The organism is Synechococcus sp. W4D4, assembly GCF_047716805.1.
Lineage (GTDB): Bacteria > Cyanobacteriota > Cyanobacteriia > PCC-6307 > Cyanobiaceae > Vulcanococcus.
The window spans coordinates 1872961-1896547 of sequence record NZ_CP180404.1 but is presented as its reverse complement, the minus strand read 5'-3'; the positions used below and the strand labels follow the sequence as shown (position 1 = coordinate 1896547).

The 23587-nt window shown below is 64.3% G+C and carries 24 protein-coding genes and 2 tRNA genes; 13 read left to right on the top strand and 13 right to left on the bottom strand.

Features of this window, described 5'->3' with window-relative positions:
* Positions 1-34: 34 nt before the first annotated feature.
* On the top strand, positions 35-1492 hold the full coding sequence (locus ACLM42_RS10645) for a TM0106 family RecB-like putative nuclease (protein ID WP_415399034.1): 1458 nt from the start codon (positions 35-37) through the stop codon (positions 1490-1492).
* On the opposite strand, the gene ACLM42_RS10640 is transcribed toward ACLM42_RS10645, so the two are convergent.
* Positions 1489-2349: a YgfZ/GcvT domain-containing protein gene (locus ACLM42_RS10640; protein WP_415399033.1), complete on the bottom strand. Its 861-nt coding sequence runs from the start codon at positions 2347-2349 to the stop codon at positions 1489-1491. The two genes, ACLM42_RS10645 and ACLM42_RS10640, sit on opposite strands and share 4 nt — an antisense overlap.
* Positions 2346-2930, bottom strand: a complete 585-nt coding sequence (gene pyrE / locus ACLM42_RS10635; protein WP_415399032.1) for an orotate phosphoribosyltransferase — start codon at positions 2928-2930, stop codon at positions 2346-2348. Before pyrE ends, ACLM42_RS10640 begins: the two co-directional genes overlap by 4 nt.
* A gap of 59 nt (positions 2931-2989) precedes the next feature.
* Here pyrE and ACLM42_RS10630 point away from each other — a divergent pair, with 59 nt between their 5' ends.
* The 4 genes from ACLM42_RS10630 to ACLM42_RS10615 all read left to right on the top strand — a co-directional run bounded on the left by ACLM42_RS10630 (position 2990) and on the right by ACLM42_RS10615 (position 5890).
* Positions 2990-3484, top strand: coding sequence for an Occludin/ELL family protein (locus ACLM42_RS10630; RefSeq protein WP_415399031.1), 495 nt, complete (start codon positions 2990-2992; stop codon positions 3482-3484).
* A 12-nt stretch (positions 3485-3496) separates the two neighbouring features.
* Positions 3497-3569, top strand: a tRNA-Ile gene (locus ACLM42_RS10625).
* Between the two features lie 10 nt (positions 3570-3579).
* The gene (locus tag ACLM42_RS10620; RefSeq protein ID WP_415399030.1) at positions 3580-4863 is read left to right on the top strand and encodes a hemolysin family protein; all 1284 of its coding nucleotides are present in this window, start codon (positions 3580-3582) and stop codon (positions 4861-4863) included.
* 34 nt (positions 4864-4897) lie between these two features.
* Positions 4898-5890, top strand: coding sequence for a Gfo/Idh/MocA family protein (locus tag ACLM42_RS10615; RefSeq protein WP_247909559.1), 993 nt, complete (start codon positions 4898-4900; stop codon positions 5888-5890).
* 1 nt (position 5891) lies between these two features.
* Here the strand turns inward: ACLM42_RS10615 and ACLM42_RS10610 are convergent, their stop codons facing one another.
* Complete coding sequence (locus tag ACLM42_RS10610; protein ID WP_415399029.1) at positions 5892-9089, bottom strand: glycoside hydrolase family 15 protein; 3198 nt, start codon at positions 9087-9089, stop codon at positions 5892-5894.
* Between the two features lie 63 nt (positions 9090-9152).
* Here ACLM42_RS10610 and ACLM42_RS10605 point away from each other — a divergent pair, with 63 nt between their 5' ends.
* On the top strand, positions 9153-9899 hold the full coding sequence (locus tag ACLM42_RS10605; RefSeq protein WP_247909557.1) for a WecB/TagA/CpsF family glycosyltransferase: 747 nt from the start codon (positions 9153-9155) through the stop codon (positions 9897-9899).
* A 70-nt stretch (positions 9900-9969) separates the two neighbouring features.
* Here ACLM42_RS10605 and ACLM42_RS10600 read toward each other — a convergent pair whose 3' ends face one another.
* Together ACLM42_RS10600 and tgt are read right to left on the bottom strand one after the other, a co-directional pair.
* Positions 9970-10113, bottom strand: coding sequence for a photosystem II reaction center protein K (locus tag ACLM42_RS10600; RefSeq protein WP_094589924.1), 144 nt, complete (start codon positions 10111-10113; stop codon positions 9970-9972).
* 30 nt (positions 10114-10143) lie between these two features.
* Positions 10144-11265, bottom strand: a complete 1122-nt coding sequence (gene tgt, locus ACLM42_RS10595) for a tRNA guanosine(34) transglycosylase Tgt (RefSeq protein WP_415399028.1) — start codon at positions 11263-11265, stop codon at positions 10144-10146.
* A 44-nt stretch (positions 11266-11309) separates the two neighbouring features.
* Between tgt and ACLM42_RS10590 the strand changes: the two genes are divergently transcribed.
* Positions 11310-12056 (top strand): adenosylcobinamide-GDP ribazoletransferase, encoded by a 747-nt coding sequence (locus tag ACLM42_RS10590; RefSeq protein WP_415400170.1) that lies wholly within the window; start codon positions 11310-11312, stop codon positions 12054-12056.
* On the opposite strand, the gene ACLM42_RS10585 is transcribed toward ACLM42_RS10590, so the two are convergent.
* On the bottom strand, positions 12007-13143 hold the full coding sequence (locus ACLM42_RS10585) for a sensor histidine kinase (RefSeq protein WP_415399027.1): 1137 nt from the start codon (positions 13141-13143) through the stop codon (positions 12007-12009). The two genes, ACLM42_RS10590 and ACLM42_RS10585, sit on opposite strands and share 50 nt — an antisense overlap.
* Before the next feature lie 317 nt (positions 13144-13460).
* Between ACLM42_RS10585 and ACLM42_RS10580 the strand changes: the two genes are divergently transcribed.
* Positions 13461-13832 (top strand): DUF3155 domain-containing protein, encoded by a 372-nt coding sequence (locus ACLM42_RS10580; RefSeq protein WP_247909554.1) that lies wholly within the window; start codon positions 13461-13463, stop codon positions 13830-13832.
* A gap of 66 nt (positions 13833-13898) precedes the next feature.
* Here ACLM42_RS10580 and ACLM42_RS10575 read toward each other — a convergent pair whose 3' ends face one another.
* Positions 13899-14516, bottom strand: coding sequence for an alpha/beta hydrolase (locus tag ACLM42_RS10575; RefSeq protein WP_415399026.1), 618 nt, complete (start codon positions 14514-14516; stop codon positions 13899-13901).
* Positions 14517-14575: 59 nt separating this feature from the next.
* Between ACLM42_RS10575 and purH the strand changes: the two genes are divergently transcribed.
* Both purH and ACLM42_RS10565 read left to right on the top strand, forming a co-directional pair.
* The gene (gene purH, locus ACLM42_RS10570) at positions 14576-16135 is read left to right on the top strand and encodes a bifunctional phosphoribosylaminoimidazolecarboxamide formyltransferase/IMP cyclohydrolase (RefSeq protein WP_415399025.1); all 1560 of its coding nucleotides are present in this window, start codon (positions 14576-14578) and stop codon (positions 16133-16135) included.
* Positions 16136-16186: 51 nt separating this feature from the next.
* Entirely contained in the window at positions 16187-16651 is a 465-nt protein-coding gene (locus ACLM42_RS10565) for a DUF4079 domain-containing protein (RefSeq protein WP_247909551.1), read from the top strand.
* On the opposite strand, the gene ACLM42_RS10560 is transcribed toward ACLM42_RS10565, so the two are convergent.
* The 3 genes from ACLM42_RS10560 to sfsA all read right to left on the bottom strand — a co-directional run bounded on the left by ACLM42_RS10560 (position 16652) and on the right by sfsA (position 19414).
* Positions 16652-17290 (bottom strand): DUF1997 domain-containing protein, encoded by a 639-nt coding sequence (locus ACLM42_RS10560; protein ID WP_415399024.1) that lies wholly within the window; start codon positions 17288-17290, stop codon positions 16652-16654. It lies immediately after the preceding gene.
* Positions 17291-17385: 95 nt separating this feature from the next.
* Positions 17386-18606 carry a 4-hydroxy-3-methylbut-2-enyl diphosphate reductase gene (locus tag ACLM42_RS10555; protein WP_247909549.1) on the bottom strand — a complete coding sequence of 407 codons (1221 nt, stop codon included), beginning with the start codon at positions 18604-18606 and terminating at the stop codon, positions 17386-17388.
* A 25-nt stretch (positions 18607-18631) separates the two neighbouring features.
* The gene (gene sfsA / locus ACLM42_RS10550) at positions 18632-19414 is read right to left on the bottom strand and encodes a DNA/RNA nuclease SfsA (RefSeq protein WP_415399023.1); all 783 of its coding nucleotides are present in this window, start codon (positions 19412-19414) and stop codon (positions 18632-18634) included.
* 45 nt (positions 19415-19459) lie between these two features.
* Here sfsA and murJ point away from each other — a divergent pair, with 45 nt between their 5' ends.
* Positions 19460-21082: a murein biosynthesis integral membrane protein MurJ gene (gene murJ / locus ACLM42_RS10545; RefSeq protein WP_247909547.1), complete on the top strand. Its 1623-nt coding sequence runs from the start codon at positions 19460-19462 to the stop codon at positions 21080-21082.
* On the opposite strand, the gene ACLM42_RS10540 is transcribed toward murJ, so the two are convergent.
* Genes ACLM42_RS10540 through ACLM42_RS10530 form a run of 3 tightly spaced genes read right to left on the bottom strand, consistent with a single transcriptional unit; the run spans position 21079 to position 21909 of the window.
* Complete coding sequence (locus ACLM42_RS10540; protein ID WP_010314477.1) at positions 21079-21333, bottom strand: hypothetical protein; 255 nt, start codon at positions 21331-21333, stop codon at positions 21079-21081. The genes murJ and ACLM42_RS10540 overlap by 4 nt on opposite strands.
* 25 nt (positions 21334-21358) lie before the next feature.
* The gene (locus ACLM42_RS10535; RefSeq protein WP_247909546.1) at positions 21359-21646 is read right to left on the bottom strand and encodes a DUF3181 family protein; all 288 of its coding nucleotides are present in this window, start codon (positions 21644-21646) and stop codon (positions 21359-21361) included.
* Positions 21647-21669: 23 nt separating this feature from the next.
* The gene (locus ACLM42_RS10530) at positions 21670-21909 is read right to left on the bottom strand and encodes a hypothetical protein (protein WP_415399022.1); all 240 of its coding nucleotides are present in this window, start codon (positions 21907-21909) and stop codon (positions 21670-21672) included.
* A 79-nt stretch (positions 21910-21988) separates the two neighbouring features.
* On the opposite strand from ACLM42_RS10530, the gene ACLM42_RS10525 reads away from it, so the two are divergent.
* Both ACLM42_RS10525 and glyA read left to right on the top strand, forming a co-directional pair.
* A tRNA-Arg gene (locus tag ACLM42_RS10525) sits at positions 21989-22062 on the top strand.
* 107 nt (positions 22063-22169) lie between these two features.
* The gene (gene glyA, locus ACLM42_RS10520) at positions 22170-23459 is read left to right on the top strand and encodes a serine hydroxymethyltransferase (protein WP_415399021.1); all 1290 of its coding nucleotides are present in this window, start codon (positions 22170-22172) and stop codon (positions 23457-23459) included.
* Positions 23460-23587: the final 128 nt, after the last annotated feature.

Genomic DNA, 23587 nt, shown 5'->3' with positions numbered 1-23587 from the left:
GCCGGACCAGAAGACGGCCACCTAGCGTCAACGGGTGTCTGGCCAAATCCTGCTGACCGACCGGCTGTTGCGCAGTTGGCTGCGCTGCAAGCGCCGCGCTTGGCTGGATTGCCATGGCGACAGCTCCCAGCGCCAGTGGACCTCCCACCGGGAGCTGCAGCTCGATGAGCAGCGCCGCAGTTTCGTCACGTTGTTCCCTGAGCGCCCGGGCCGTGGCGAGGCGGCTGCCCGTGCGGGTGCTCCAGCGGTGGTGGGCTTGCGTTTGAAGGGAGAGGGCGTTGAAGCCCACCCCCCTCTCTTGCAGCGGGTCAAAGGCTCCAGCCGATGGGGCGCCCATAGCTACCGGCCGGTGTTGTTTCGGCCGGGCCGGCGCACCACCCGTGAGCACCGCTATGTCCTCGCCCTCTGGGGAGGCTTGCTGGCGGAGGCGCAACAGGCGCCGGTGCGAACGGCCCTAGTGCTCTCTGGATCCGGGCGCGGCCTCCAGCAGGAAACCGTCCCATTGGCTGGCAGCCTGCCGCGTCAACTGGATGAGGCGCTGGGGCGTCTGGCGGATGACCTGCGCCGTCCCACGCCGCCCCCGTTGGTGGCCGATCGCAAGAAGTGTGTGCTCTGCAGCTGGAAGTCCAGCTGCGATCAAGTGGCGGCGGCGGAAGGGCACCTCAGCGAAGTCAGCGGGATTGGCGCAAAGCGGCGCGACATGTTGCTCGAGCTGGGAATTGACCGTCTCGGCACCCTGGCTCAGGCTGATCCAGGCGATCTGGCCGATCGACTGATGACCTACGGCGAGCAGCATGCGGAGATCGCCCCGCAGCTGGTGACCCAGGCCCAGGTTCAGGCGAAGGGCGAACCGCTGCGGCGTGATCCTCTGGCGGCCTTGCCGGAAGTGGTCGATGCCCCTGGGGTGTTGATCTACGACATCGAATCGGATCCCGATGCCCGGGACGATTTCTTGCACGGCTTTGTGCGCCTGCCCCGCAATCCCGATGGCAGCTGGCCGGATCTGGCTCAGGCCTCAGAGGCGCCTTATCACCCAATCCTGGCCCTGCTTGAGCATGGCGAAGAGCGCCTCTGGGAGCGTCTGATGCGTCTGCTCGAGACCTATCCCGATTGGCCGGTGTTGCACTTCGGTGAGACGGAGGTGTTGGCTCTGGTGAAGATGGGCCAGCGCTTGGGGGTGCGCGAGCGGGAGCTCAGGGCTTTACGGGCCCGGATGCTGGATGTGCATCAGCGTCTGCGCCAGCACTGGTGGATGCCCACCAACAGCTATGGGCTCAAGGCGGTGGCCAGCTGGCTCGGTTTCCGCTGGAGTCAGCCGGGGGTTGATGGTGCGCGGGCGCTGCTCTGGTGGCGGCGTTGGCGTCTGGGGGGAGCCGGCGCTGATGGCCGTGGCTCCCGCCAAAACCTGCGCCGGATCTTCCGCTACAACCACGACGATGGCCTGGCCACCTGGGTGGTGGCGCGCTGGCTGCTCGAGCAGGACGGGCGTTAGCCCTGACCGCCGGCCCCCACCGGCGGATCGATGAAGCCCAGAGGCTTGCTGAGGGTCAGCGTGACTGTGCCGGCTTGGAGCGTGGCGGCGTCCAAGCAGGAGCGGCGGATCAGCGCCAGTCCCTGGTGGCCCTGTGCGGAGGTCACCACACCTGCGCGTTCACCCTCGGCGTTGCTCAAGCTGGTGCCCGGCTCAACGGCTTTGCTGCTCTGCCAACAGCGCAGCTGCTGCTTGACACCGTCGTAGGTGGCGAGTTTCGCCAGGGTCTCTTGGCCCACGTAGCAGCCCTTGTCCAGGCTCACCCAGGCCGCGAGTCCCAGCTCGAAGGGGTTGGTGTCGTCGTTCAGTTCGCCCGGTGCCGCGGGCAGTCCATGGCGCAGGCGGTTGGCTTCCACCTGTTCGCTGGACCATTGCGGCAAGGCCTCAAGCCAGGACGGCAGCTTTGATCCAGAGCGCTGCAACAGGACAGAAGCATCGGGACCGCTGCCCAGGTCAACGCCGGGTTGCAGCAGATCAGCGCCATCGACTTCGACGTCGCCCTGCCATTGCCAGAGGGTGGCCGGTTCAACAGCACCCAGCCGCACGTTGTCAGCCGGGAAGAGCACGCGATCCAAGCTGATGCGGACGGCTTCGCCATCGCCGGCGATCACGATCAAATCGGCGCCGGAGTCATCCACACCCACCAAGGCAAGGCCCCGCATGCGGGCCGTGGGGCTGATTAAGCAGGTGGCCAGGCAGGCGCCGGGTTGGGCTAGCTCAATCGCTTGGCTGCTTTGGCCGTGCAGGAAGCGACGGGTGTCGCTGCCCTCTAGGCGGATCAAGCTGACGGGGGTGCCCCAGCGGCTGGCAGCGCTCATGCCTGGTGTGCGGCAGCGACTTCATCGAGTTGGAACAGGCTGCGCAGCTCCAGGCCGGCCTCTTGCATGGCGGCCAGACCACCTTCTTGGCGATCGACGATGGTCACGACGCGCTCGACCACGTAACCCGCTTCCCGCAGTTGTTTGACGGCTTTCAGGGATGAGCCGCCGGTGGTGACGACGTCTTCAAGGACGGTGATGCGACTGCCGGGTTCGGGGAGGGGCCCCTCCAGCCAGGCACCGGTGCCATGGCCCTTGGCCTCTTTGCGGACGATCAGTGCATCCAGCTGTTGGCCGGCCAAGGCCGCGGCTTGGGCGACACCACTGACCAGGGGGTCGGCGCCGAGGGTGAGGCCCGCGACGGCCACGGCGCCGGGCTCCACCACCTCCAGCATTTGCGCCGACAGCAGCGCCAGGCCGAGGCCACTGAGGCTGACGGGTTTGCAGTTGACGTAGTGACTGCTGGTGCGCCCGGAGGCCAGGGTGAAGTTGCCGCGGCGGTAGGCCCGCGTGGCGAGCAGCTCCAGCAGGAGCTGCCGCTGTTCGGTGCTGGTGGCAGGCAGGGAAATGGTTGTCGTCACTCCGCGGGCGTCGGGCTCTCGGTCTGTCTAGTTTGCGCCTAGAGCTCACGGCCCCGGGGATGCAGTTGCTCCGCTCGCTTGCCATCGCTGCTGGTCTTGCTGCTTGGACCATCCCGACTGCTTCGGCGGGGCCGGTTGTCTGCCGCACCAGCATTGAGGCACCCCTGGATGGTTCGCCCTTGGTGGAAGTGAGTCGCTGCGCTCCCGTGACGACGACGTCTGAGCTGATGGAGCAGCGCTTCTTCAGCTACACCGCCCCCTACGCCCGTGGGGTGAGCGTGATCAATCAGATCACTGACGTTCTCGGCATTGCCATGGGCGGCCGCGAAGGCAATCGGGTGATGGGCCTGGGCTTCCCCGATCAGACGATCGTTTGGGATGGCTCGGCGGTTGAGAACACCTATCAAGTGCTCTTGGATCAGCAGAGCAACCCATTGCCTTGGCGCACAGCCGATGTTTCCAATGGCTTCTGCCAGGGGTTGCCCCAGGGCGGCTGCGGCCTCTCCAGCACGCCGATTGAGCCTGCTGTGACACCCGTGCGTGGCCTGTGGTAAACCACACCCGCTGGGGGTCTAGCAATCTGGTGAATGCAGCGGACTCATAATCCGCCTTAGGCGAGTTCGATCCTCGCGACCCCCACTCCTTGGCGATGCGATTCCTGGCTCCGGCGGCCCTGCTGATCCTGCTGGCCTTCTTCGCGGCGTCCGAGTTTGCTCTGATTCGTCTGCGTCCGACCCGGGTGCAGTTGCTGGAGGAGGACGGTCATGCCGGGGCAACCGCCGTCGCCCGCCTGCAGCGTCGCTTGCGCCGGGCTCTGGTGGCGACGCAGCTCGGCATGGCGATGGCGCTGTTGGCCTTGGGCTGGAGCGGTCGCGCCTTGGCGGAACGGCTTTCTGCAGCCTCAAGCCATCAGGTCTGGTGGGACATCGCGGTGTTTGCCGTGCTGGTGCTGCTGGCCACCCTGCTGGGTGGTTTGGTCCCCAAGGCCTGGGTTTTGCATCGCCCTGAGGCCACTGCGCTGCGGCTGGCTCCGGTGCTGGAGAACCTGATTCGCACCCTGGCACCGTTTTTGGCAGTGGTCGAACGCCTGGGTGATGGGGTGCTGCGGCTGTTGGGGTTGCCCCGCAACTGGGATCAGTTGGTCCCAGCCCTCTCCGCCGGTGAGCTCGAGACGTTGATTGAGTCCAACAGCGTCACGGGCTTGATGCCTGATGAACGGGACATGTTGGAGGGGCTCTTTTCGCTGCGTGACACCCAGGTCAGGGAGGTGATGGTGCCCCGCTCAGGGATGGTCACCCTGCCGCTGGAGGTCCGTTTTGGCGAATTGATGGAGGCGGTCCACACGACCCATCACGCCCGTTTCCCCGTCTTGGGTAGTTCCCTCGATGACGTGCGCGGGGTTCTTGACCTGCGCCGCCTGGCTGAGCCGATCGCCAAGGGCCTACTGCAGCGCGATTCACCCTTGGCTCCCTATGTCACCCCGGTGACCAAGGTGCAAGAGACCACCCCGGTGGCGGAATTGCTGCCTTTGATTCGCAGCGGTCAACCGCTGCTGTTGGTGGTGGATGAGCACGGCGGGACTGAAGGCCTGGTGACGATCTCCGACTTCACCAGCGAGATCGTCGGTGAGGAAGAGGATCCCGAGAATCCCGAGGAGGATCTCCAGCAGCTCCAGGACCACAGCTGGCTGGTGGCAGGCGATCTCGAGATCTATGAGCTCAACCGGGAGCTCAACCTTCAGTTGCCGGAATCCGACGAACATCACACCCTTGCGGGCTTCCTGCTGGAGCGTCTGCAGCACATCCCCTCACCGGGGGAGAGCGTCTTTTGGAAGGGACACCAGTTCGAGGTCCTGGCGATGGATGGCCCTCGGATTGACCGTGTAGAGATCAGTCGCCGTTTGGCTGAACCCGCCAGCGAAGACGACCTCTGATCCCTGATAATTGCTGCGCCGGAATTCCAACGCCATGAAGCCAGTCCGCGTTGGAGTGATCGGAATCGGAAATATGGGTTGGCACCATGCTCGGGTGCTCAGCCTGCTGAAAGATGCCGAGCTGGTTGGAGTCGCAGACCCTGATCCCAAGCGCGGTCAGCTGGCGGTTGAGCAGTTTGGTTGCCGCTGGTTTGCCGACTACGCCGAGCTGCTTAAAGAAGTGGAAGCGGTCTGTATCGCGGTGCCGACCCTGGTTCATCACCGGGTGGGGATGGCCTGCTTTGACGCTGGGGTCCACGTCCTGATCGAGAAGCCGATCGCGGCGACGCAAGACGAAGCGTCCGATTTGATTCGGGCCGCCAAAGCCGCCGGCCGTCTGTTGCAGGTGGGCCACATCGAGCGCTTCAACCCGGCCTTCCGTGAGCTGGTCAAGGTGGTCGCTGGCGAAGAGGTCGTGGTGCTGGAGGCCCGCCGCCATAGCCCCAACCCGGACCGTGCCAACGACGTGTCCGTGGTGCTGGATCTGATGATCCACGACATCGATCTGGTGCTTGAGCTGGCCCAGGCGCCCGTGGTGCGCCTCGCTGCCGCCGGTGGCCGCAGCGCCGATGGTCCAATCGATTACGTCAATGCCACCTTGGGCTTTGCCAATGGTGTCGTCGCCAGCCTGACGGCCAGCAAGATGGCCCACCGCAAGATCCGCAGCCTCTCAGCCCACTGCCGCAGTGCTCTGGTGGAAACGGATTTCCTCAACCGCAGCCTGCAGATCCACCGGCGGACCCACCAGTCCTTCAGCGCTGATCACGGGGAGTTGCTCTACCGCAACGACGGCTTCATCGAAGAGGTCAGCACGTCCCCGGTGGACCCCCTGGTGGCTGAGCTCGAGCACTTCCTCCAGTGCGTTCGCGGTGAGGAGCTCCCCGCCGTGGATGGCCCTCAGGCCTCGCGTGCCTTGCTGTTGGCCGATCTGATTGAGCAGTGCGTTGAGCAGGCCAACATCTGCATGACCCTGCCGGAGCCGATCTAGCTCAGGCCATCTCAGCGAGTTCCTTGAGGGCCAGCAGTTGCCAGCGGCGGCAGTCTGCGGGTGACGAGCGGTAGAACTCCTCCCAGGCATCGCCTTTGTGGCTGCCGTAGTCAGAGGGGTTGGAGTCGGGGTGGCGCTGTTGCCAACCGACCCGAACGGCGTGGCCAATCACCACATCCAGAACGAGGTCGTCATCGACGCTGACCTCTGGGTTGGCATCGACAAAGGCAATCAGGGTCACCAGGGTCTCGATGCAGAGGCGCCGGTATTCAGGCGCTTCGATCTTGCTGATCAGGTGCTCCACGTGTACGGCGAAGTTGCGCTCGCCGGGGGTTTTCTCCTTGAGCAGTGGCGCGCTCTCCAGCCTGTTCCGGCGTTCGAGCTTGTCGCCGATGACCAGGCCGCGGCAGTGGTGCAGCAGGCTCCAGATCCCGGGGTGGAAGTCCCGCGGGACGTTTTGCAGAGCCCCCATTCGCTCGCGGTGCTTCAGCCAGTTTTCGCCTTTTTCGAGTTCCTCGAGCGGTTCTGGCGCTTCCCAGCTCACCCGGCCACTGAGGTGCAGTTGCTCCTTGCGTTGGAGGGCAGCCTTGGCGTGCTCCACATCGCTGAGCACCTGCTTGAGTCGGCGCCCGATGGCATGGGGAGGGGTGTCGCAGAGGGCCTCGAAGGCGTCACTCGGTGAGAGGTTCTGCTCCCCGGCTACTTCACTGGTGAGTAGCAGCAAGAGCTGCCCCAGCTGGAGGGTGAGGCTGCCGCTCAGCAGCGCTGGATCACGCCGGGCGAGGCCATCAAGGGCGAGTAGGAGCTCCTGTTGCAGTACCCATTCGCGGCTGTCCTCGCCGCTGTAGCGCCGGATCCTCGCTGCAATCGCTTTGCTGCTCAGGGGCTGGGTGATCAGGGAGTCATTGGTGTAGTTGCGTCCCACCACGACTTGCTTCTGGCGCACCAGCAGATCCGTCAGGGCATCCTCGAGTTGGGGATGCGCGAGCCCCAGCACCCCAGCGCAGCGCCGGACCACGTTCCAGTCGCCTTCTTTGAGGCCCCGGCGGTAGGCCTCCTCCAGCAGGGCTTTGGGCGTTGCATTGCCGCTTGGACCCGTCAGAACGGCGGAGAGGCCGAGCCGGCGCACCAGCAGCTCCAGGAGCTCAGCTTGCTCCTGCAGGGATGCGCTTTGCCAGAGCCGCTCCAGCAGGGCATCGAGGCTGGATTCCTCGAGCTCTTGCTCCTCTGCTGCGGTCAGTGGTTTATCCAGGTTGCTGCTCTGCAGTCCCTGGGTCAGCTCCGCCGGTGCGCTGGCGGCTGCCTCGTGTTGGTAGCTGGGCAGTTCGGCCCAGCAAGCCTGGCTGGCCAGGACATCCAGGCTGCCGAGTTGAACGGCTGTGCCACCCAGGACGCCGCTGCGCAGGGTCTCCCCCAGCCGCAGGAACGTCTCCGGGCTGCGCTGGAAGGGGCCTTCTTCGACGGGGATCAGCAAGAGCGGCAGACCGCTGCCGCGCCAGTGGCGCTGCAGCTGGCTGATTTCGTTGGTGACCGCATCGACCAGCTGCTCGGGGTCATCCGAGAGATAGAAGGTGTCCTCCTCCAGCACCGCCGGCAGAAAGGCCAGGGTTTGGCCGTCTTGGCGGTAGAGCCGGGCGGTGGCCATGGTTTCCATCCGCAAGCGCGGGTGACCGCTCAGCCCCAGGCGGGCATTGGCCCCCACCTGCGCCATCCGCCGGCCCAGCTCTTTGGAGCTGGCAATGCTGGTGGCACCGGCAGGCCGGCTCACGGCGAGTCCGGCCTGCTCGAGCGCCGTTGCGATGCTCTCCCGTGCGGGAACAAAACTGACCAGCACCTCCGTCGCGCCAAGGCTGCGACTGCGGCGCCTCTCGCTGGGGTCGAGTTGCTGCGGCTCCAGCAGACCCAACAGCATCAGATCGCTGAGCCAGGTCAGGCTCTGCGTCCAGAGCAACGGCACGTTGTCGTTGGCCACGCGCTCCTGGCTTCCTGGTTGCTGGCGCTCGGCCTCAATGCGGGCTGCGGGCACCACATACACCTCAGGGAGCAGCTCCACCCCATCAACCTCGAGCGCCACTTTGCGCAGACGCTCCCGCCAACTCCAGGCCTCACTCCAGCGCTCTTCGCAGCAGGCCGTGATCAGCTCATAGGCCAAGAACAGGGGCCATTCGCATTCGATGTGCTCGAACTGGGCCAGTTCCTCGCGTTCGTAGTGCAGTCGGTTGTGGTCCTCCACCACGGTCTGATGCCCGTCCCGGTGGAAGCGCTTGTAGCCGTAGGGCCCGCCCAGCTCGGTGCGGATCTTCTCGCGGGTGCGCTCCACCAGTGCGCTGTCTTCCACGGCCCAGGCCGGGTAGCCAATCACCGAGAGGCAAGCCGCATCGACTTCTTTGCTGGCCGACTCCCGCGGCAGCAGGCCGCTCAGGGCGCGCCGCAGCCGGACGATGGCGTCGTGGGGGATGTGCAGATGGTTTTGCCCGCTGCCATGGGGGCCATAGAGATCCAATCCCTCCAGGGCCTCGAGGGCTGCTTTGACGAGGCCGATGGAGCTGGCGTTGCGTTCCGGCAGGCCGTGGTTGCCCTTGTCGCCCCGCTCCCAAATGCCGTAGTCGCGCACCCGGTAGGCGCGGGCCACGTAATAGACGAGGTTTTGCAGGAAATCCCGTTCGTGGCTGGTTTGCACCACCACCAGTCCCGAGCGGGTGAGCTGCGCCAGCTGCAGCAAGAACAGGGCCGTGGCATCGAGCTGCAGGTGGCCCCAGCCGTCATCGGGGACCACGGGATCGCCGCTGCCCGTGTCGTATTTGGCGTGCAGGCAATCGAGCGGTGAGAGCGTCTGTTTGAAGCGCTCCACCTTGTTGGCCTGGCGCAGCATGGCGTTGAGCAGGCCCCGCATCAGTTGCAGTACCCGTTGCTCCAGCTCGTAGACGCGGGAAGTGGCGCCACTCAGTCGGCGGTGGGCTAGGGCGAGGCCCCAGACGCATTGGATCGAATAGACGCAGTCCCGCACCCAGGCATCGCCGTAGTTGCCATGGACGTTGTTGGCTGTGCTGGCGGGGAGCAGGCCGGTGATCGGATGCTGGCGCTGCAGCACCACCTGATCGATTTGCCGGTCCAGTTCATTCAGGCGTTGCCAGGCCTCTGCGGCACTCAGCTGCAGCGGTGCGGCGCTTTGAGCCACAGGGGCGCTGCTGAGGGTCATGGGCGAGCACTGCCTGAAGGCCAGCCATAGATTCTCTCGTGCGGCCTATCCCCGACGGCATCAATGGCGACTCCCGCCAGCCCCACAGCGTTCGATCAGCCCGTCTGGGAGGTCACCCAGGTCTTGGGTGTGCAGGTGGCCGTGGCCACTGACGTGCTCGATGCAGCCTTGGCCTTGAAGCAGCAGGGCGGCGGTCAGATCGTCACTTTGAACGCGGAGATGACGATGGCGGCCCTTGCCGATCCCGCCCTCGGCGAGGCCATTGCGGCTGCGGATCTGGTGATTCCTGATGGCGCTGGTGTGGTCTGGGCCCTGAAGCGCAAGGGCTACCGGGTGCGGCGCAGCCCTGGCATTGAGCTCGCCCGTCAGCTGTTGGTCGAGGCGGCTGCTCGCAGCTGGCGGGTGGCCCTGGTGGGAGCCACCCCCGAGGTGATGGCGCTGGTCTCGGCCCGGCTGAAGAAGGAAATCCCCGGCTTAAACCTGCAATTCAGCATCCACGGCTATCAAAGCCCGGAGCAATGGCCCGGTATCGAGCAGCAACTGCTGGATGCTCGCCCGGATCTGGTGCTGGTCGCCTTGGGGGTGCCGCGCCAGGAAACCTGGATTCAGCGGATGCATCTCCATCAGCCCGGCCTCTGGATGGGTGTCGGCGGCAGCTTTGACGTCTGGTCGGGTGCCAAGCAGCGCGCGCCGCAGTGGATGTGCCGGCTCCAGATCGAATGGCTCTATCGCCTGGTTCAAGAGCCCAGCCGTTGGCAGCGGATGTTGGCCCTGCCGGAATTTGCCTGGGCGGTTCTGCGCCGGGGCTGAAGCCAGCAAAAAGCGGTGGAGACCCGTCGGCCCCCACCGCTTGACTCATTGAGTGCTGTTCAGCTCTGGTTCAGCGGAAGCCGACGGAGGCTTGCCAGACAAAAGCCAGCAGCAGGAAAAACAGAGGAATGATGGGCAGGATGTCCACCAGAGGACCGAAGGCTTGGTAGGCCTCGGGCAGCTGGGCCAAGGTCTGCAGGGCGTAGGCGGCCATCCCGGAATCGTCGTTGGCTAGGGACGGAAGCTACCACGTGTGGGCGGCTGGAGAGTTTGGTTCCCACGGAGCGAAATCCTCTGAAAAACAGCCATCCCGAATGGCGCGTCCCATGGCGGTGCTGAAGCGCACCAGTTGGGTGATGTTGTGGAGGCTCAACAGGATCTTTCCGAGCAATTCGTCCGTTTTGATCAGGTGATGCAGGTAGGCACGGGTGTGGACCGTGCAGGCCGGGCAGCTGCAGCTTGGATCGAGCGGGCTGTGGTCATGGCGGAAGCGGGCGTTTTTCAAGTTCCAGCGTTCTCCGCCGACCAGGGCCGCTCCATGGCGTCCCAGGCGGGTGGGCAGAACGCAATCAAAAAGATCGAAGCCATTGGCCACCGCGATCGCCATCTCCGGAAGGGTGCCCACACCCATGAGGTAATGCGGCTTGTCGTCTGGGAGTAGGGGGCCGACTTGCCGCACGATCCGGTGCATCTCCTTGGCGGGTTCGCCCACGCTCACACCACCGACAGCGATGCCAGGCAGGCCCATCGAACTCACCACGCGTGCCGATTCCTCCCGCAGGCGCGGAAAGCAGCCCCCCTGCACGATGCCGAAGAGGGCTTGATCGCTTTTGGTGTGACTGCTGATGCAACGCTCGAGCCAGGCATGGGTGCGCCGGCAGGCGAGCTCCACCTCAGCTTCTGTGGCTGGGTAGGGCGGGCACTGGTCAAAGGCCATCGCCACATCCGCACCCAGGGCCATCTGAATGGCCATGGAGCGCTCAGGGGTGAGATCGATGCGTGCTCCATCGCGGGGGGAGCGAAAGACCACGCCGCGGTCGTTGATGGTGTTGATGTCTCCCAGGCTGAAGACCTGAAAGCCGCCGGAGTCCGTGAGCATCGGCCCGTCCCAGGCCATGAAGCGATGCAATCCACCGCCATCGGCGACGATCTGCTCACCGGGCTGCAGATGCAGGTGGAAGGTGTTGGAGAGCACCATCTCCGCGCCTGTGTCCTTGAGTTGCGCTGGGGTGACCCCCTTCACCGTCGCGAGCGTCCCCACGGGCATGAAGCGCGGCGTGGTCACGACGCCGTGGGGGGTGTGAAAGCAGCCGCAGCGGGCTCCGGTGCGCGTGCAGCGGGCCGTGATCTCGAAGTGGAAGCTCATCGAGGCGGCAGGATCATCTGGCCCCATCGTTGCTGGCCGCCCGCATGCTCAGGGATTGGGCTGGAGCTTGGATCTTTTACAGCGTCTTGCCGCTGCCGCCGGGGGTGACCCCGCGCTTTGAGCGCATCGCGCGCTTCGCTCCCTGGGTGGGCCTGGCCATTGGCCTGTTGGAAGCCGGGCTCTGGCAATTGTTGATGCCTGCAGGTCTGCTGGTGCAGATCCCCCTGGTGTTGGCCTTGGGCATCAGCTTGAGCGGTGGCCTGCATCTCGATGGGCTCATGGATACGGCCGATGGCTTGGCCGCTCCCGCTGAGCGCCGGCTGGAGGCGATGGATGACAGCCGGGTTGGAGCTAGTGGGGTCCAGGCCCTTCTGGTGGCCCTGTTGCTCCGGATTGCGGCGTTGGCCTGGCTCGGCTCTACAGCGCCCGTCGCCTTGGTCTGGGCCTCGATCTGGGCCCGGGTTTCACCGCTCTTCGCCATGGAGGGCTTCCCTTATCTGCGCCAGCGCGAGGGCACGGCCGCCTTTCATCTGAGCCATTGGCAGGGATTGCTGGCGGAGTTGGTGCCCTCCCTGCTGCTGGTGTTTGCCCTGAGTGGGCTGCTGTTGGCTCTCGGTCTCAGTCAATGGGCGGTCCTGGGCTGGCTCGGAGTGCTTCCAGCACTGGTGATTCCCTGGTCCTTGGGACGGCGCCTGGGCGGCCACAGCGGCGATAGCTATGGCGCCTGCGTGGAGTGGAGCCTTAGTTGGACGCTGTTGGTGTTGGCTGCGGTGGCGTCTTGGGCAGGCTGAGCTGAAAGGCGTTGCCTGCATTCGGTAGCGCCGGATCGAGGCAGGAAGGCGGGATCAGCAACTCCAGGGCACCACCAAGGCGCTCCGCGAGGTCACGACCCAGCGCCAGTCCGAGACCACTTCCAGCGACGGCACTGCCGGTACTACCCCGCGTCCCCTTCTGGAAGATCTGCTTCCGTTCGGCGTCTGGGATTTCTGGACCTTCGTCCCAAACGGCCAGCACCAGTTGATGGCCTTGCTCTTGGCACAAGAGGCCGACGCGGCCGCCTGGGCGGCTGTAGCGGAAGGCGTTCTCGAGCAGGTTGGCCACGATTTCTGAGACGGCCGCGGCATTGCATGGCTGGGTGGGAAGCTCCCCCGGCGGGACCCAACGCCGGCCCTGCAGGCTGGCGGTTCCAGCAGCCCGCTCCATTAAGGGCTCCAGCACTTGGTTGAGCGAGCGCAGGGCGTCACTGCTGAAGGCTGGCGGCAAGAGGAGGGGTTGCAGTCCGCCTTCGGCAGGGGGGAGCAGCGGTGTTTGGCTGAGTTGATCAATCGCATCCAGATAGCGATTGATCTGGTGCTGCTCGCTCAGCAGGTTGTCCACCAAGGCCTGGTTGGCGCTATCGCCATCAAGGCGGCGCCTCAGCAGTTGGCCAAAGGTGCGTAGGGCCGCCAGGGGATTGCGCACCTGGTGGACCAGCAGCTTGAGCTGGTCATCCCGCAGGGCCAGTTGCCTGCCGAGCCGTTGCTGGTCTAAGTCGAGTTTGAGCGCTTCAGTGAGGCAGAGCGCCGTCGCTTCGAGTCGATCACTCAGGGGCCTCGGCCAGGGCCAGCAGTCCGTGTCGATCCGCAGGGCGCCCAGCAGCAGCGGGCCATCCCGCAGGGCGAGCCAGCGGCGGGTGCTGCCATCTCCCGGTGATGACTCGCTGACACCGCTCTCGAGGACCAGAGCCTGCTGGGGCCATTCGCCGATCGAGAGGAGCGAGGGCTCCCCACTGGCGCTTGGGAGGGCGACGTACACCACCAAAGTTCGCAGATCGGGACGATCTGCGAATTGGGCAAGTTGTTGCTTCAGCAGCGCGAGAAACCGCTTGGAGACTTGCATCTATGCGGCGGCTTGAGGTTGGTCCACGGCCTTCGAAAAGATCTTTTCTCGGGGACTTGGTTCAAATCCGAGAAAAAGTCTTAAGATTTTGGGTATCGACCAATACCGAGCGGCCTGATGAAGGCAGCGCGGCGGTGGCTTCTGCCTCTGGTTGCAACTTTGTTGCAACGAGGTTACAGCAGTAGAGATGCTTCTCTTTGCTGCTTTGAACGCCAACGCTCGCTTTGCTGTCACTTTGGGCTGTCAGAGGTTTGGGCGTTGTTGAAGGCCTTCTGTCTTCGTCTCTTCGTCCCCTCCGCCCTTCGGGGTTCCTTCTCATGTCCAAAAAGCGTAAGCGCGTCAGCCGCCGCCGGCTCGCCGGTCAGCGAGTTCTGGCCCATGTCGGCGTTCACAACATCGAAACCGGTGAGTACAAGCCCGTGACGGCTGCTCGCCGCTACATCGCAGAGTCAGGAATTGTTCCTCCCGCTCTGGTGAATGTCCGTCGTAACGAGCACACCACCGACCGCTTCTTCTGGGGCGAAAAGGGTCTGTTCAGTGCTCAATACGCCGAGGAGAACCATTTCCTGTTCCCCTCCCTGCGTGAAATCGTCGATCGCATCGGTGAGGACAACCTCTTCGCCGGTCTGGAGGCTCTGGCTGCCGACGACTGGGAGGAGATGGAAGAGTACGAATACGCCTTCGTCTGATTTCCACCCTCTCCCCGAAGGGCATTGGGCCGGCCTTCCACGTGAGGCCGGCTTTTTTGTTGGTCTCTAGGGCTGAATTGGCCCTTGCTCGATCTGCTCTGCAATAAAGCCTTTGAGCTCAGGGAGGACCGATTCATCAATGCCATGGCCGCCCTCAAACGGAAGGAGTCGCGCCGTCTGACCGCTGGCCTGGAGTTGCTGCTGCAGCTCTTCACTGGCCAGGAAGGGGACCACGGGGTCCTGGCGGCCGTGGGTCAGGAGCACCGGAGGACAGGGCGATGGCGGCTCCCAGCCCTGGTGGGGGTAACCGCTGCAGGCAGCGATGCCCGCCAAGGGCAGTGTTGTGCCGACATCGAGCGCCATGGCTGCACCTTGAGAGAACCCCAGCAGCACGGTTCGCTCCAGGGGCACGCTCTCTCCAAGGGCGAGGAGCCGAGCTTGGAGGCTGGAGCGTGCCGCAGGTAGGGCGTCCCACTCGATTGGCTGCAGGCCATACCACTGCCGACCTGTTCCGTAGGGATGGGGTTCGGGGGCGCGCAGGGCGACAACACTGGTCTGGGGGCTGACGAGCAGTTCCCCGAGATCCAAGAGGTCATCGGCATCAGCGCCCCAGCCATGCAGCAGAACGAGGCGTTGTTGCGCTGGCTCTGGCCCCAGCTGGAGCTGGTCGGGACGGCTAGTCATGGGCGGAACTGGGAGCTGCTCCTGCGTAGGTTGGACCTTCTGCCGACCTCTGCATCGCCATGGCGCCCACGGCCCTGCTCAGCGTGTCCAACAAGGAAGGACTGGTGCCCTTGGCCCAGGGGCTGTTGGCAGCCGGCTATCAATTGATCTCGAGCGGTGGCACCGCTGCGGCCTTGGCCGCAGCGGGGGTCCCGGTGACGAAGGTCGCGGACCACACTGGCGCACCCGAAATCCTCGGGGGCCGCGTCAAAACCCTGCACCCCCGGATTCACGGCGGCATCCTGGCGAAGCGCTCCGAGTCGTCGCATCAGAGTGATCTCGCTGACCAGGGCATCGCCCCAATCGACGTGGTCGTGGTCAACCTTTATCCCTTCCGCGAGACGATTGCTCGGCCTGACGTCAGCTGGGACGCGGCCATTGAGAACATCGACATTGGCGGCCCAGCGATGGTGCGTGCGGCTGCCAAGAACCATGCCGATGTGGCCGTTTTGACCAGTCCGGCGCAATACCCCGCTTTTCTGGAGGCATTGGCCGCTGGGGCGATCAGTCCTGAGTTACGACGTCGGCTGGCCTTGGAGGCGTTCAGCCATACCGCCGAGTACGACACGGCCATTAGCGAGTGGCTGAGTGCCCAGCTTGAGGCTCAGAGTGCTGGCACGTTCAGCCTTGAACTCCCCGCGCGTCAAAGCTTGCGCTACGGCGAAAACCCCCACCAAAGCGCCACCTGGTTTGCCCAGCCTGGGGCGGGACTGGGTGCGGGCGAGCAGCTTCAGGGCAAGGAGCTCAGCTACAACAACATCCTTGATCTCGAGGCCGCTCTCGCCACGGTGCGCGAGTTCGGCTACGGCGGCCAGCCCGCTGGCGGCAACGCCTTCAAGCCGGCGGCGGTGGTCGTGAAGCACACCAACCCCTGTGGCGTGGCGACTGGCACGGGTAGCGCGAATGCGCTTGAGCGGGCACTCGATGCTGACCGCCTCTCGGCGTTTGGCGGCATCGTGGCAATCAATGGCCCCGTCGATGGGGCGACCGCCGGGCATTTGACCAGCCTTTTCCTGGAGTGTGTGGTCGCGCCCTCGTTCAACGCCGAAGCTCGCGAGCTGCTGTCGGCGAAGGCCAATCTGCGCTTGTTGGAGCTGGCTCCAGAGGCGATTGAGCGCGCCAGTCGTCAACAGCTCCGCAGTGTCCTCGGCGGTCTTCTGGTTCAGGACCTGGACGATCAGCCCGTTGATGAAACCGCTTGGCAGGTGGTGAGCAAGCGTCAGCCCAGCGCGGAGGAGCTGGCGGATTTGGCCTTCTGCTGGCGCTTGGTGCGCCATGTGCGCTCCAACGCCATCACCGTGGCCCGCGGCGGACAAAGCCTCGGGATCGGTGCTGGTCAGATGAACCGTGTTGGCTCGGCCAAGATCGCTCTCGAGACCGCTGGTGAGAAGGCCCGTGGTGCCGTCTTGGCGAGTGATGGCTTCTTCCCCTTTGACGACACCGTTCGTTTGGCGGCGCAGCACGGGATCACCGCTGTGATCCAGCCCGGCGGCAGCGTCCGTGATGCCGACTCCATCGCCGCTTGCGATGCGTTGGGCCTCGTGATGGTGGTGACAGGCCGCCGCCATTTCCTGCACTGATTTCCTGCACTGACTTAGCGTCGCGCGGTCCGTTCTTTAAGCCAGCGCTCCATGCCGGAAGCTCTCGCCTTCAATCTCAACTTCCTGCACCCGCTGGCGATGTGGGGCCTGCTTGCCCTGAGTGGCTACGCGATGTTCCTTGGCATTAAGGCCAAGAAAACCCGCACCGCCGATGCTGAAGCGCGCAAGACCCTGATCAAAGGGCAGTTCGCCAAGCGCCATTACCTCTACGGCAGTGCCGTTTTGGCCGTCATGGTGCTGGGCACTTTTGGTGGCATGGCCGTCACCTACTTGAACAACGGCAAGCTCTTCGTGGGTCCCCACCTCTTGGTGGGCATTGCCATGACCTGCGGTCTGGCTTTGGCCGCAGCCATGTCCCCGCTGATGCAGCAAGGCAACCTGATCGCCCGCAAGCTGCACGTGATGATGAACATGGGCGTTTTCACCCTGTTCCTTTGGCAAGCCGTGAGCGGCATGCAGATCCTCAACAAGATCTGGGAAAACCGCCCCGCTTGATCAGAACTGGGCCCGCCGCCTTGGCGGGCACTCCAGGCTGTGGGTGGCGTGGAAGTCTTCCTGAACCTTCCAAGTCAGGCGCCTGGAGATTTGGCGCACGATTTGGCGCAGCAGGTGATCACCGCTGCTTTGCACCAGGCTCTCGGGCAGAAGTCCAATCACGGCTGGGAGCTTGATCCAGACGCTGAGATCCAGTTCCCAGCGCACGTCGGTGTGTGGTGTCTCAGCGTTTTGCTCTTCCAGCCGCAGGGCGGCGTTGAACTCCACGTCATAGAGGTCCCGCAGTCCTGGCTGGAACTGTTCAGGTGGCACCGTGCAAATCCGATAGACGCCTTGGCTCTGCGGCAAGAGCTCTAAGCCAATCGTCGGTTCGACTTCAAAGCCAAAGTTGCCAAAGCGTCCGAGGGTGAGCCGATAGCCGTTTTGCCCCAAGCTGTCGACCTCCATCGGAGCCGCGCAGCGCCGGAACCAACCTTCATGGCGATCCAGGTAGGCCGCCACGGTTTTGGCTGGGGCACGCATCTCCATCACATCAGCAAACTGGCTGCTGTAACAGCGCACCCGCGTGTCGTGACAACGCCGAAGGGGCAGGTCGCTGGCGTCGACCTCAGGTTCAGGTGTGGTCACCGATGAGATCAACGCAGAAGGCCCTGTTGGAGGGTCTGGTTTTGGGTCAGATGAATCAATGTAAAGCCCGCTCGGGGCCGGGCTCTGCAGCGTCTGTGACAGCTGGACTAGCCGTCGGCCAAGGCGATCAAGCGGTCAATGACGTCTTCCACAACGCGATCGGGGGTGGAAGCGCCAGAGGTGATGCCAACCCGCAATGGACCGCCGGGAAGGAACGGCTCCACCACCTCTAGATCGCCCCCCAGGGGTTTGTGCTCAATCCGGTTGTTGGGGCCAATTCGCTCGGGGGTGTCGATGTGGAAAGAGCGAATCCCGCGGGTGATGGCGATCTCTTGCAGGTGGGTGGTGTTGGAGGAGTTGTACCCGCCAATGACCACCATCAGATCGAGGGGCTCATCCACCAGCGCGAACATGGCGTCCTGCCGCTCTTGGGTGGCATCGCAGATGGTGTTGAAGGCTACGAAGTGGTCGTTGAGCTCAGCGGGGCCAAAGCGCTGGAGCATCGTGCGCTCGAATAGCCGGCCGATTTCTTCGGTTTCACTTTTGAGCATCGTGGTCTGGTTGGCCACGCCCACGCGCACCAGATCCCGGTCTGGGTCAAAGCCTGGAGAGCAGGCTTTGGAGAAGCGCTCCATGAAGGCCTGGTGCTGTTCCGCGCTAGGGCTTTGGCCACCCGCACTGGCGAGGATGTAATCGCAGACCATCTGGGCCTCGGCCAGATCAAGGACCACCAAGTAAGTGCCGGCAAAGGAGCTGGTGGCGAGGGTTTCCTCGTGCTTCACCTTGCCGTGAATGATCGAGGTGATGTCGTGCTTCTTGTGCTTCTCCACGGTGTTCCACACCTTGGAGACCCAGGGACAAGTCGTGTCGACGATGTGGCACCCCCGCTCGTTGAGGAGTTGCATCTCCTGCACGGTGGCGCCAAAGGCGGGAAGGATCACCACGTCGCCACTGGCGACTTTGGAGAAGTCTTTGACCCCGTTCTCCACGTCGATGAACAGCACGTCCATCTCCCGCAGATGATCATTCACCGAGGGGTTGTGAATGATCTCGTTGGTGATCCAGATCCGCTCGGTTGGGTAGTGCTTTCGGGTCTCGTAGGCCATGGCCACAGCCCGTTCGACACCCCAGCAGAACCCAAAGGCTTCCGCCAATTTCACCTGGAGGCGGCCATGCTCCAGCTGATAGCCGTTCTCGCGGATGCTGGCGATCAGATTGCTTTGGTAGGCCTGCTCCAGGCTGCCGGCCACTTCTTCGCCCAGACCAAAGCCGCGGCGGTTGTAGCGATCGGAGTGATGGAGCGATCGCTTAAACGCGCGGGTATCCACAGCGGCTGGCTCGAGGTTCCTAACTCTATGAGTCTCCGCTCTGGGCTTGGACGCCGGCCACCCCGAGCCAGTCGATGCTGCTTTCACTGAAGCTGTATCGGCAGGGCAGGACCTCCACGCCTGCATCGAGGGCTTCGCGGAAGAGTTCCCCGTAGCGCGGGTCGGCCTGATCGCCGGGGGCGAAGCGCTGGAGATCCGAGCGGCTCAGGCAGGGGACGAGCACCGCCCGGGCCTCCGGCAGCACGCCCATGAGCTCCTGCAGGTGCTTCTGCCCCCGTTCCGTCACCGTGTCTGGGAAGAGCGCGAGATCGCCGTCGCACCAGGTGGTGTTTTTGACCTCGAGGTAGATCGGGCGCGGGTCCTCAGCCCCCTTGGCTGGGGTGAGCAGTAGGTCAATGCGGCTGCGGCGGTTCAGGCCATAGGCCACCTCCGCACGGATGCTGGCGATCGGTCCCAGCCAGGGCTCGAGGCAGCCGGTTTCGATCGTGGCGCGTACCAGTCGGTTGGGGAGCGCTGTGTTGATGCCCACCCACACCGGCTGGCCATCGGCACCCGGCACCTCAGCCTGCTCCCAGGTCCAGGAGAGCTTGCGGGTGGGCGAGGGGGCATAGCGCAGCCTGACGCGTCCGCCGATCTGCAGCACCCCCGTCATCGGCCCGGTGTTGGCGCAGTGGGCCGTGACGACTTCGCCGTTGCTGAGCTCCACGTCCGCCAGAAAGCGCTTGTAGCGCTTGAGCAGCACCCCCTCATGCAGGTCCTCGAGGGCCAGAACCGGAAGACGTTCTGTGGGGGATGCGGCAGCGGGCATGTAAAGCGGCAAGAATCGCCCGAGTTTGGGCCCGCAGGCGCCTCGATGAGCCAAGCCAACCGCTCGCTGCGCCGCATCGCCTTGATCGTGGCGGTGGCGACCGCCCTCAGCAAGTTGGCTGGCCTGGTGCGCCAGCAGGCCATTGCCGCCGCCTTTGGCGTTGGGGCGGCCTACGACGCCTACAACTACGCCTATGTGCTGCCGGGCTTTCTGCTGATCCTGCTTGGCGGGATTAACGGACCGTTTCACAGCGCCATGGTCAGTGCGTTGGCCCGCCGTCCCCGCGAGGAGGGCGCCCATGTGCTCGCTGCGATCAACACCTTGGTTGGGGCGGCGCTGATCGGCGTCACCCTGCTGCTGTTTTTGGCAGCTGATCCGCTGATTGATCTGGTGGGACCGGGATTGGATGCCGAGCGCCACGCGATCGCGGTGCTGGAGCTGCGCTGGATGGCGCCGATGGCGCTCTTCGCTGGCTTGATTGGCTTGGGCTTTGGAGCACTGAACGCCGCCGATGAGTTCTGGCTGCCTTCAGTCAGTCCCCTGCTCTCCAGCGTGGCGGTGATCGCCGGTCTTGGGATTCTCTGGCTGCACCTGGGCTCCGACATCGCTCTGCCCCAGTACGCCTTCTTGGGTGGTGCGGTCCTGGCGGGTACGACCTTGCTGGGGGCGGTGTTCCAGTGGCTGATTCAGCTCCCGGCTTTGGCCAAGCAGGGGCTGAACAAGTTCCAGCTGGTCTGGGACTGGAAGCACCCCGGCGTTCAGGAGGTGCTTCAGGTGATGGGCCCGGCCACGCTCTCCTCGGGAATGTTGCAGATCAACGTTTTCACCGATCTCTTTTTTGCCTCGGGGATCGTTGGCGCGGCGGCTGGTTTGGGTTACGCCAACCTCCTGGTGCAAACCCCTCTGGGTCTGCTCTCCAACGCTTTGCTGGTGCCACTCCTGCCCGTGTTTGCCCGTCTCACGGCACCGGCTGATCGCCCTGAGCTCATTGATCGAATTCGCCAGGGCTTGATGCTCTCCAACGCCTCCATGCTTCCCCTGGGGGCGCTGATGGTGGCCTTGGCTGGCCCCATCGTCGCCTTGGTCTACGAACGCGGGGCCTTCAACGCCGGAGCGGCGGCCTTGGTGGGCGGGTTGCTGATGGCCTACGGCGTGGGGATGCCGGCCTATCTCGGTCGGGACGTGTTGGTGCGCGTCTTCTACGCCCTCGGTGACGGCACGACCCCATTCCGCTTCTCCATGGCGGGGATCGCGCTGAATGCCTTGTTTGATTGGGTCTTGGTGGGTGGCCCAACGCCTTGGGGGCTGCAGCTTCCCGCGTTGAACTTCGGAGCGCCTGGGCTGGTGCTCGCCACGGTGGGCGTGAATCTGATCACCTGCTTTGGTCTGCTGCTGGCCCTGCAGCGTCGGGTCTCTGGCATGCCGCTCGCGATTTGGGCACGGGACAGCGCGCTGTTGCTGCTGGCGGCTCTGGTTTCGGGTCTGATCGCTTGGGCTACTTCCCACTGGATTGGTTGGCCCCAGGATCTGCTCGGCTTGCTGCTGCAGTGCAGCTTCAGCGGTGGACTGGGCCTATTGGTCTATGGCTTGATCGCTGGTGCAGCGAAGGTGCCCGAGGCTTTGGAGATCGGCCGTCAGCTGCGGCTGCGTCTTCCCGGCCTTGGTTAGAGCTCGACGACCCGTTCTTCGCGCACTTGGATCGGGAGCTCCAGGTGGCTCTTGCCCACCATCGCTGGACCGTCGACGGAGTAGATCCGCGCTTCGATGCCGAAGTCGCGAAAGGCGGTCTCCATTTCCTGGATCAGGGCCTTTTCCACTTGGGCCTCCGCATCGACAACTTTGCCGATCAAGCGGCTCCCTAAACGACCGATGCGCTGTCGCACCACCTCGCGAGCGTTGGTGACCTCGATGACCAGCACGGGGCCCTGGCAGGTGGGGGCAACCCTAACTGCGGTTGTTCAGAAGATCCTCTAGGTCTTGCAATTGTCCGGCCGGGACGAGGCGGGCCAGGGGAAGCTTGCTGCTCCCGCCACCAATCGGGACCTGCACGGCCTCGAGCGACTGACGGGCGCAGACCCCAGCCCCTTGATCAAGCCTGGCGGCGCATTCGATCGCCAATGCTTCAGCGAGTCCGGCGTCTCCGAGATAGAGGTGCCAGCCCCCGATTTGGATATAGATGCGATCAGCGATCTCGAGTTGTAGGTCGCGGATCTCGCTAGGAGAGAGGGCCATGCCAACCGCGTTCAGAGCTGCGCTCAGGATGACGCCCTTGGGCGCTGAACGGCCACGCTGATCAGGTGGGCAGCCAGCAGGACGGCCCAGGCGCTGGTGAGCCAATTGAGGTGGCTCCAGGGGTGTCGCATCTCCTGGACAAACCACAGCCCGCTGTTGAGGGCCGCGAACACCATGGTGTGCAGCACCAGATTGACGATCCGGTTGAAGTGCCGGTAGGTGGGGTCCTCGGGGTTGGCAGGTCCGTACCAACGGATCGGCATGTCTGGGCTGCTGCTCGTTGGCTCCAGTTTGGTTGGTTGACGTGTGGGCCCTCGATGTGGGCAGAATGTCCTGGCGCAAGCGCTTGTAGCTCAGCGGATTAGAGCATCTGACTACGGATCAGAGGGTCGGGAGTTCGAATCTCTCCAGGCGCGTTTTCAAAGAGTCGTCCTTCGGGGCGACTTTTTTATTGCTGGATCGCCGGTCGGCGTGCAGTGCTGCGGTTTCTTACGATTCAGATCAACCTGAGCCCTGATTTGTCATGGCGGAGTCCACCGCAGCAGCCACCAATCGCCCCCTGGCTGCCAGCGATCCCGCCATCGCTGCCTTGATCGGCAGGGAGCTGCAGCGTCAGCAGACGCACCTGGAGCTGATCGCCTCGGAGAACTTCGCTTCCCAGGCCGTGATGGAAGCCCAAGGCTCGGTCCTCACCAACAAGTACGCCGAGGGCCTGCCGTCCAAGCGCTACTACGGCGGCTGCGAGCACGTCGACGCGATCGAAGAGCTGGCGATTGAGCGGGCCAAAGAGCTCTTCGGTGCGGCCTGGGCCAACGTCCAGCCCCACAGCGGCGCGCAGGCCAACTTTGCGGTGTTCCTGGCGCTGCTGAAGCCAGGCGACACGATCATGGGCATGGACTTGAGCCATGGCGGTCACCTAACCCATGGTTCGCCGGTCAACGTGAGCGGCAAGTGGTTCAACGTCGTCCAGTACGGCGTGGATGAAGCCACCCAGCAGCTGAACTTCGAGGCGATCCGCAAGCTTGCGCTCGAGCACAAGCCCAAGTTGATCATCTGCGGGTATTCCGCTTATCCCCGCACGATCGACTTCCAGGCGTTCCGGGCCATCGCCGATGAGGTGGGTGCTTTCCTGCTGGCCGATATGGCTCACATCGCTGGCCTGGTGGCCGCCGGTGTGCATCCCAATCCGGTTCCCGTCTGTGATGTGGTCACCACCACCACCCACAAGACCCTGCGCGGTCCCCGCGGCGGCCTCATCCTCTGCCGTGACGCCGAGTTCGCCAAGCAGTTCGATAAAGCAGTCTTCCCCGGTAGCCAAGGCGGTCCGCTGGAGCACGTCATCGCGGCCAAGGCCGTGGCCTTTGGCGAGGCCCTGCAGCCCAGCTTCAAGTCCTATGCCCAGCAGGTGGTTGCCAACGCACAGGCCCTGGCGGCCCGCATCAAGGAGCGCGGCATTGATGTGGTGAGTGCTGGCACCGATAACCACATCGTGCTGCTTGACCTGCGGGGGATTGGCATGACCGGGAAGGTGGCTGATCTGCTGGTCAGCGATGTGCACATCACGGCCAACAAGAACACTGTGCCCTTCGACCCCCAGTCCCCCTTCGTGACCAGTGGTCTGCGTTTGGGAACGGCCGCCTGCACCACCCGTGGCTTTGATGAAGAGGCCTTCCGTGAGGTGGCGGATGTGATCGCAGATCGCCTGCTCAATCCGGAGGACTCGGCCATAGAGGAGCGCTGCCGTGAGCGGGTGGCTGCCCTTTGTGAGCGTTTCCCCCTTTACGCCCATCAGCGTGAGCTGCAGCCCGCTTGAGCGACTGGCCCCTGAATGGGCCTTGGCTATCGCCGAACTCCCAGGCCCTGCTTAAGCTTTGGCCGGCAGGGCCTTTTGCCTGGCGCCGATCCGCGCGGGTCACTGCGCATTGCATTGAGCACCGCCTT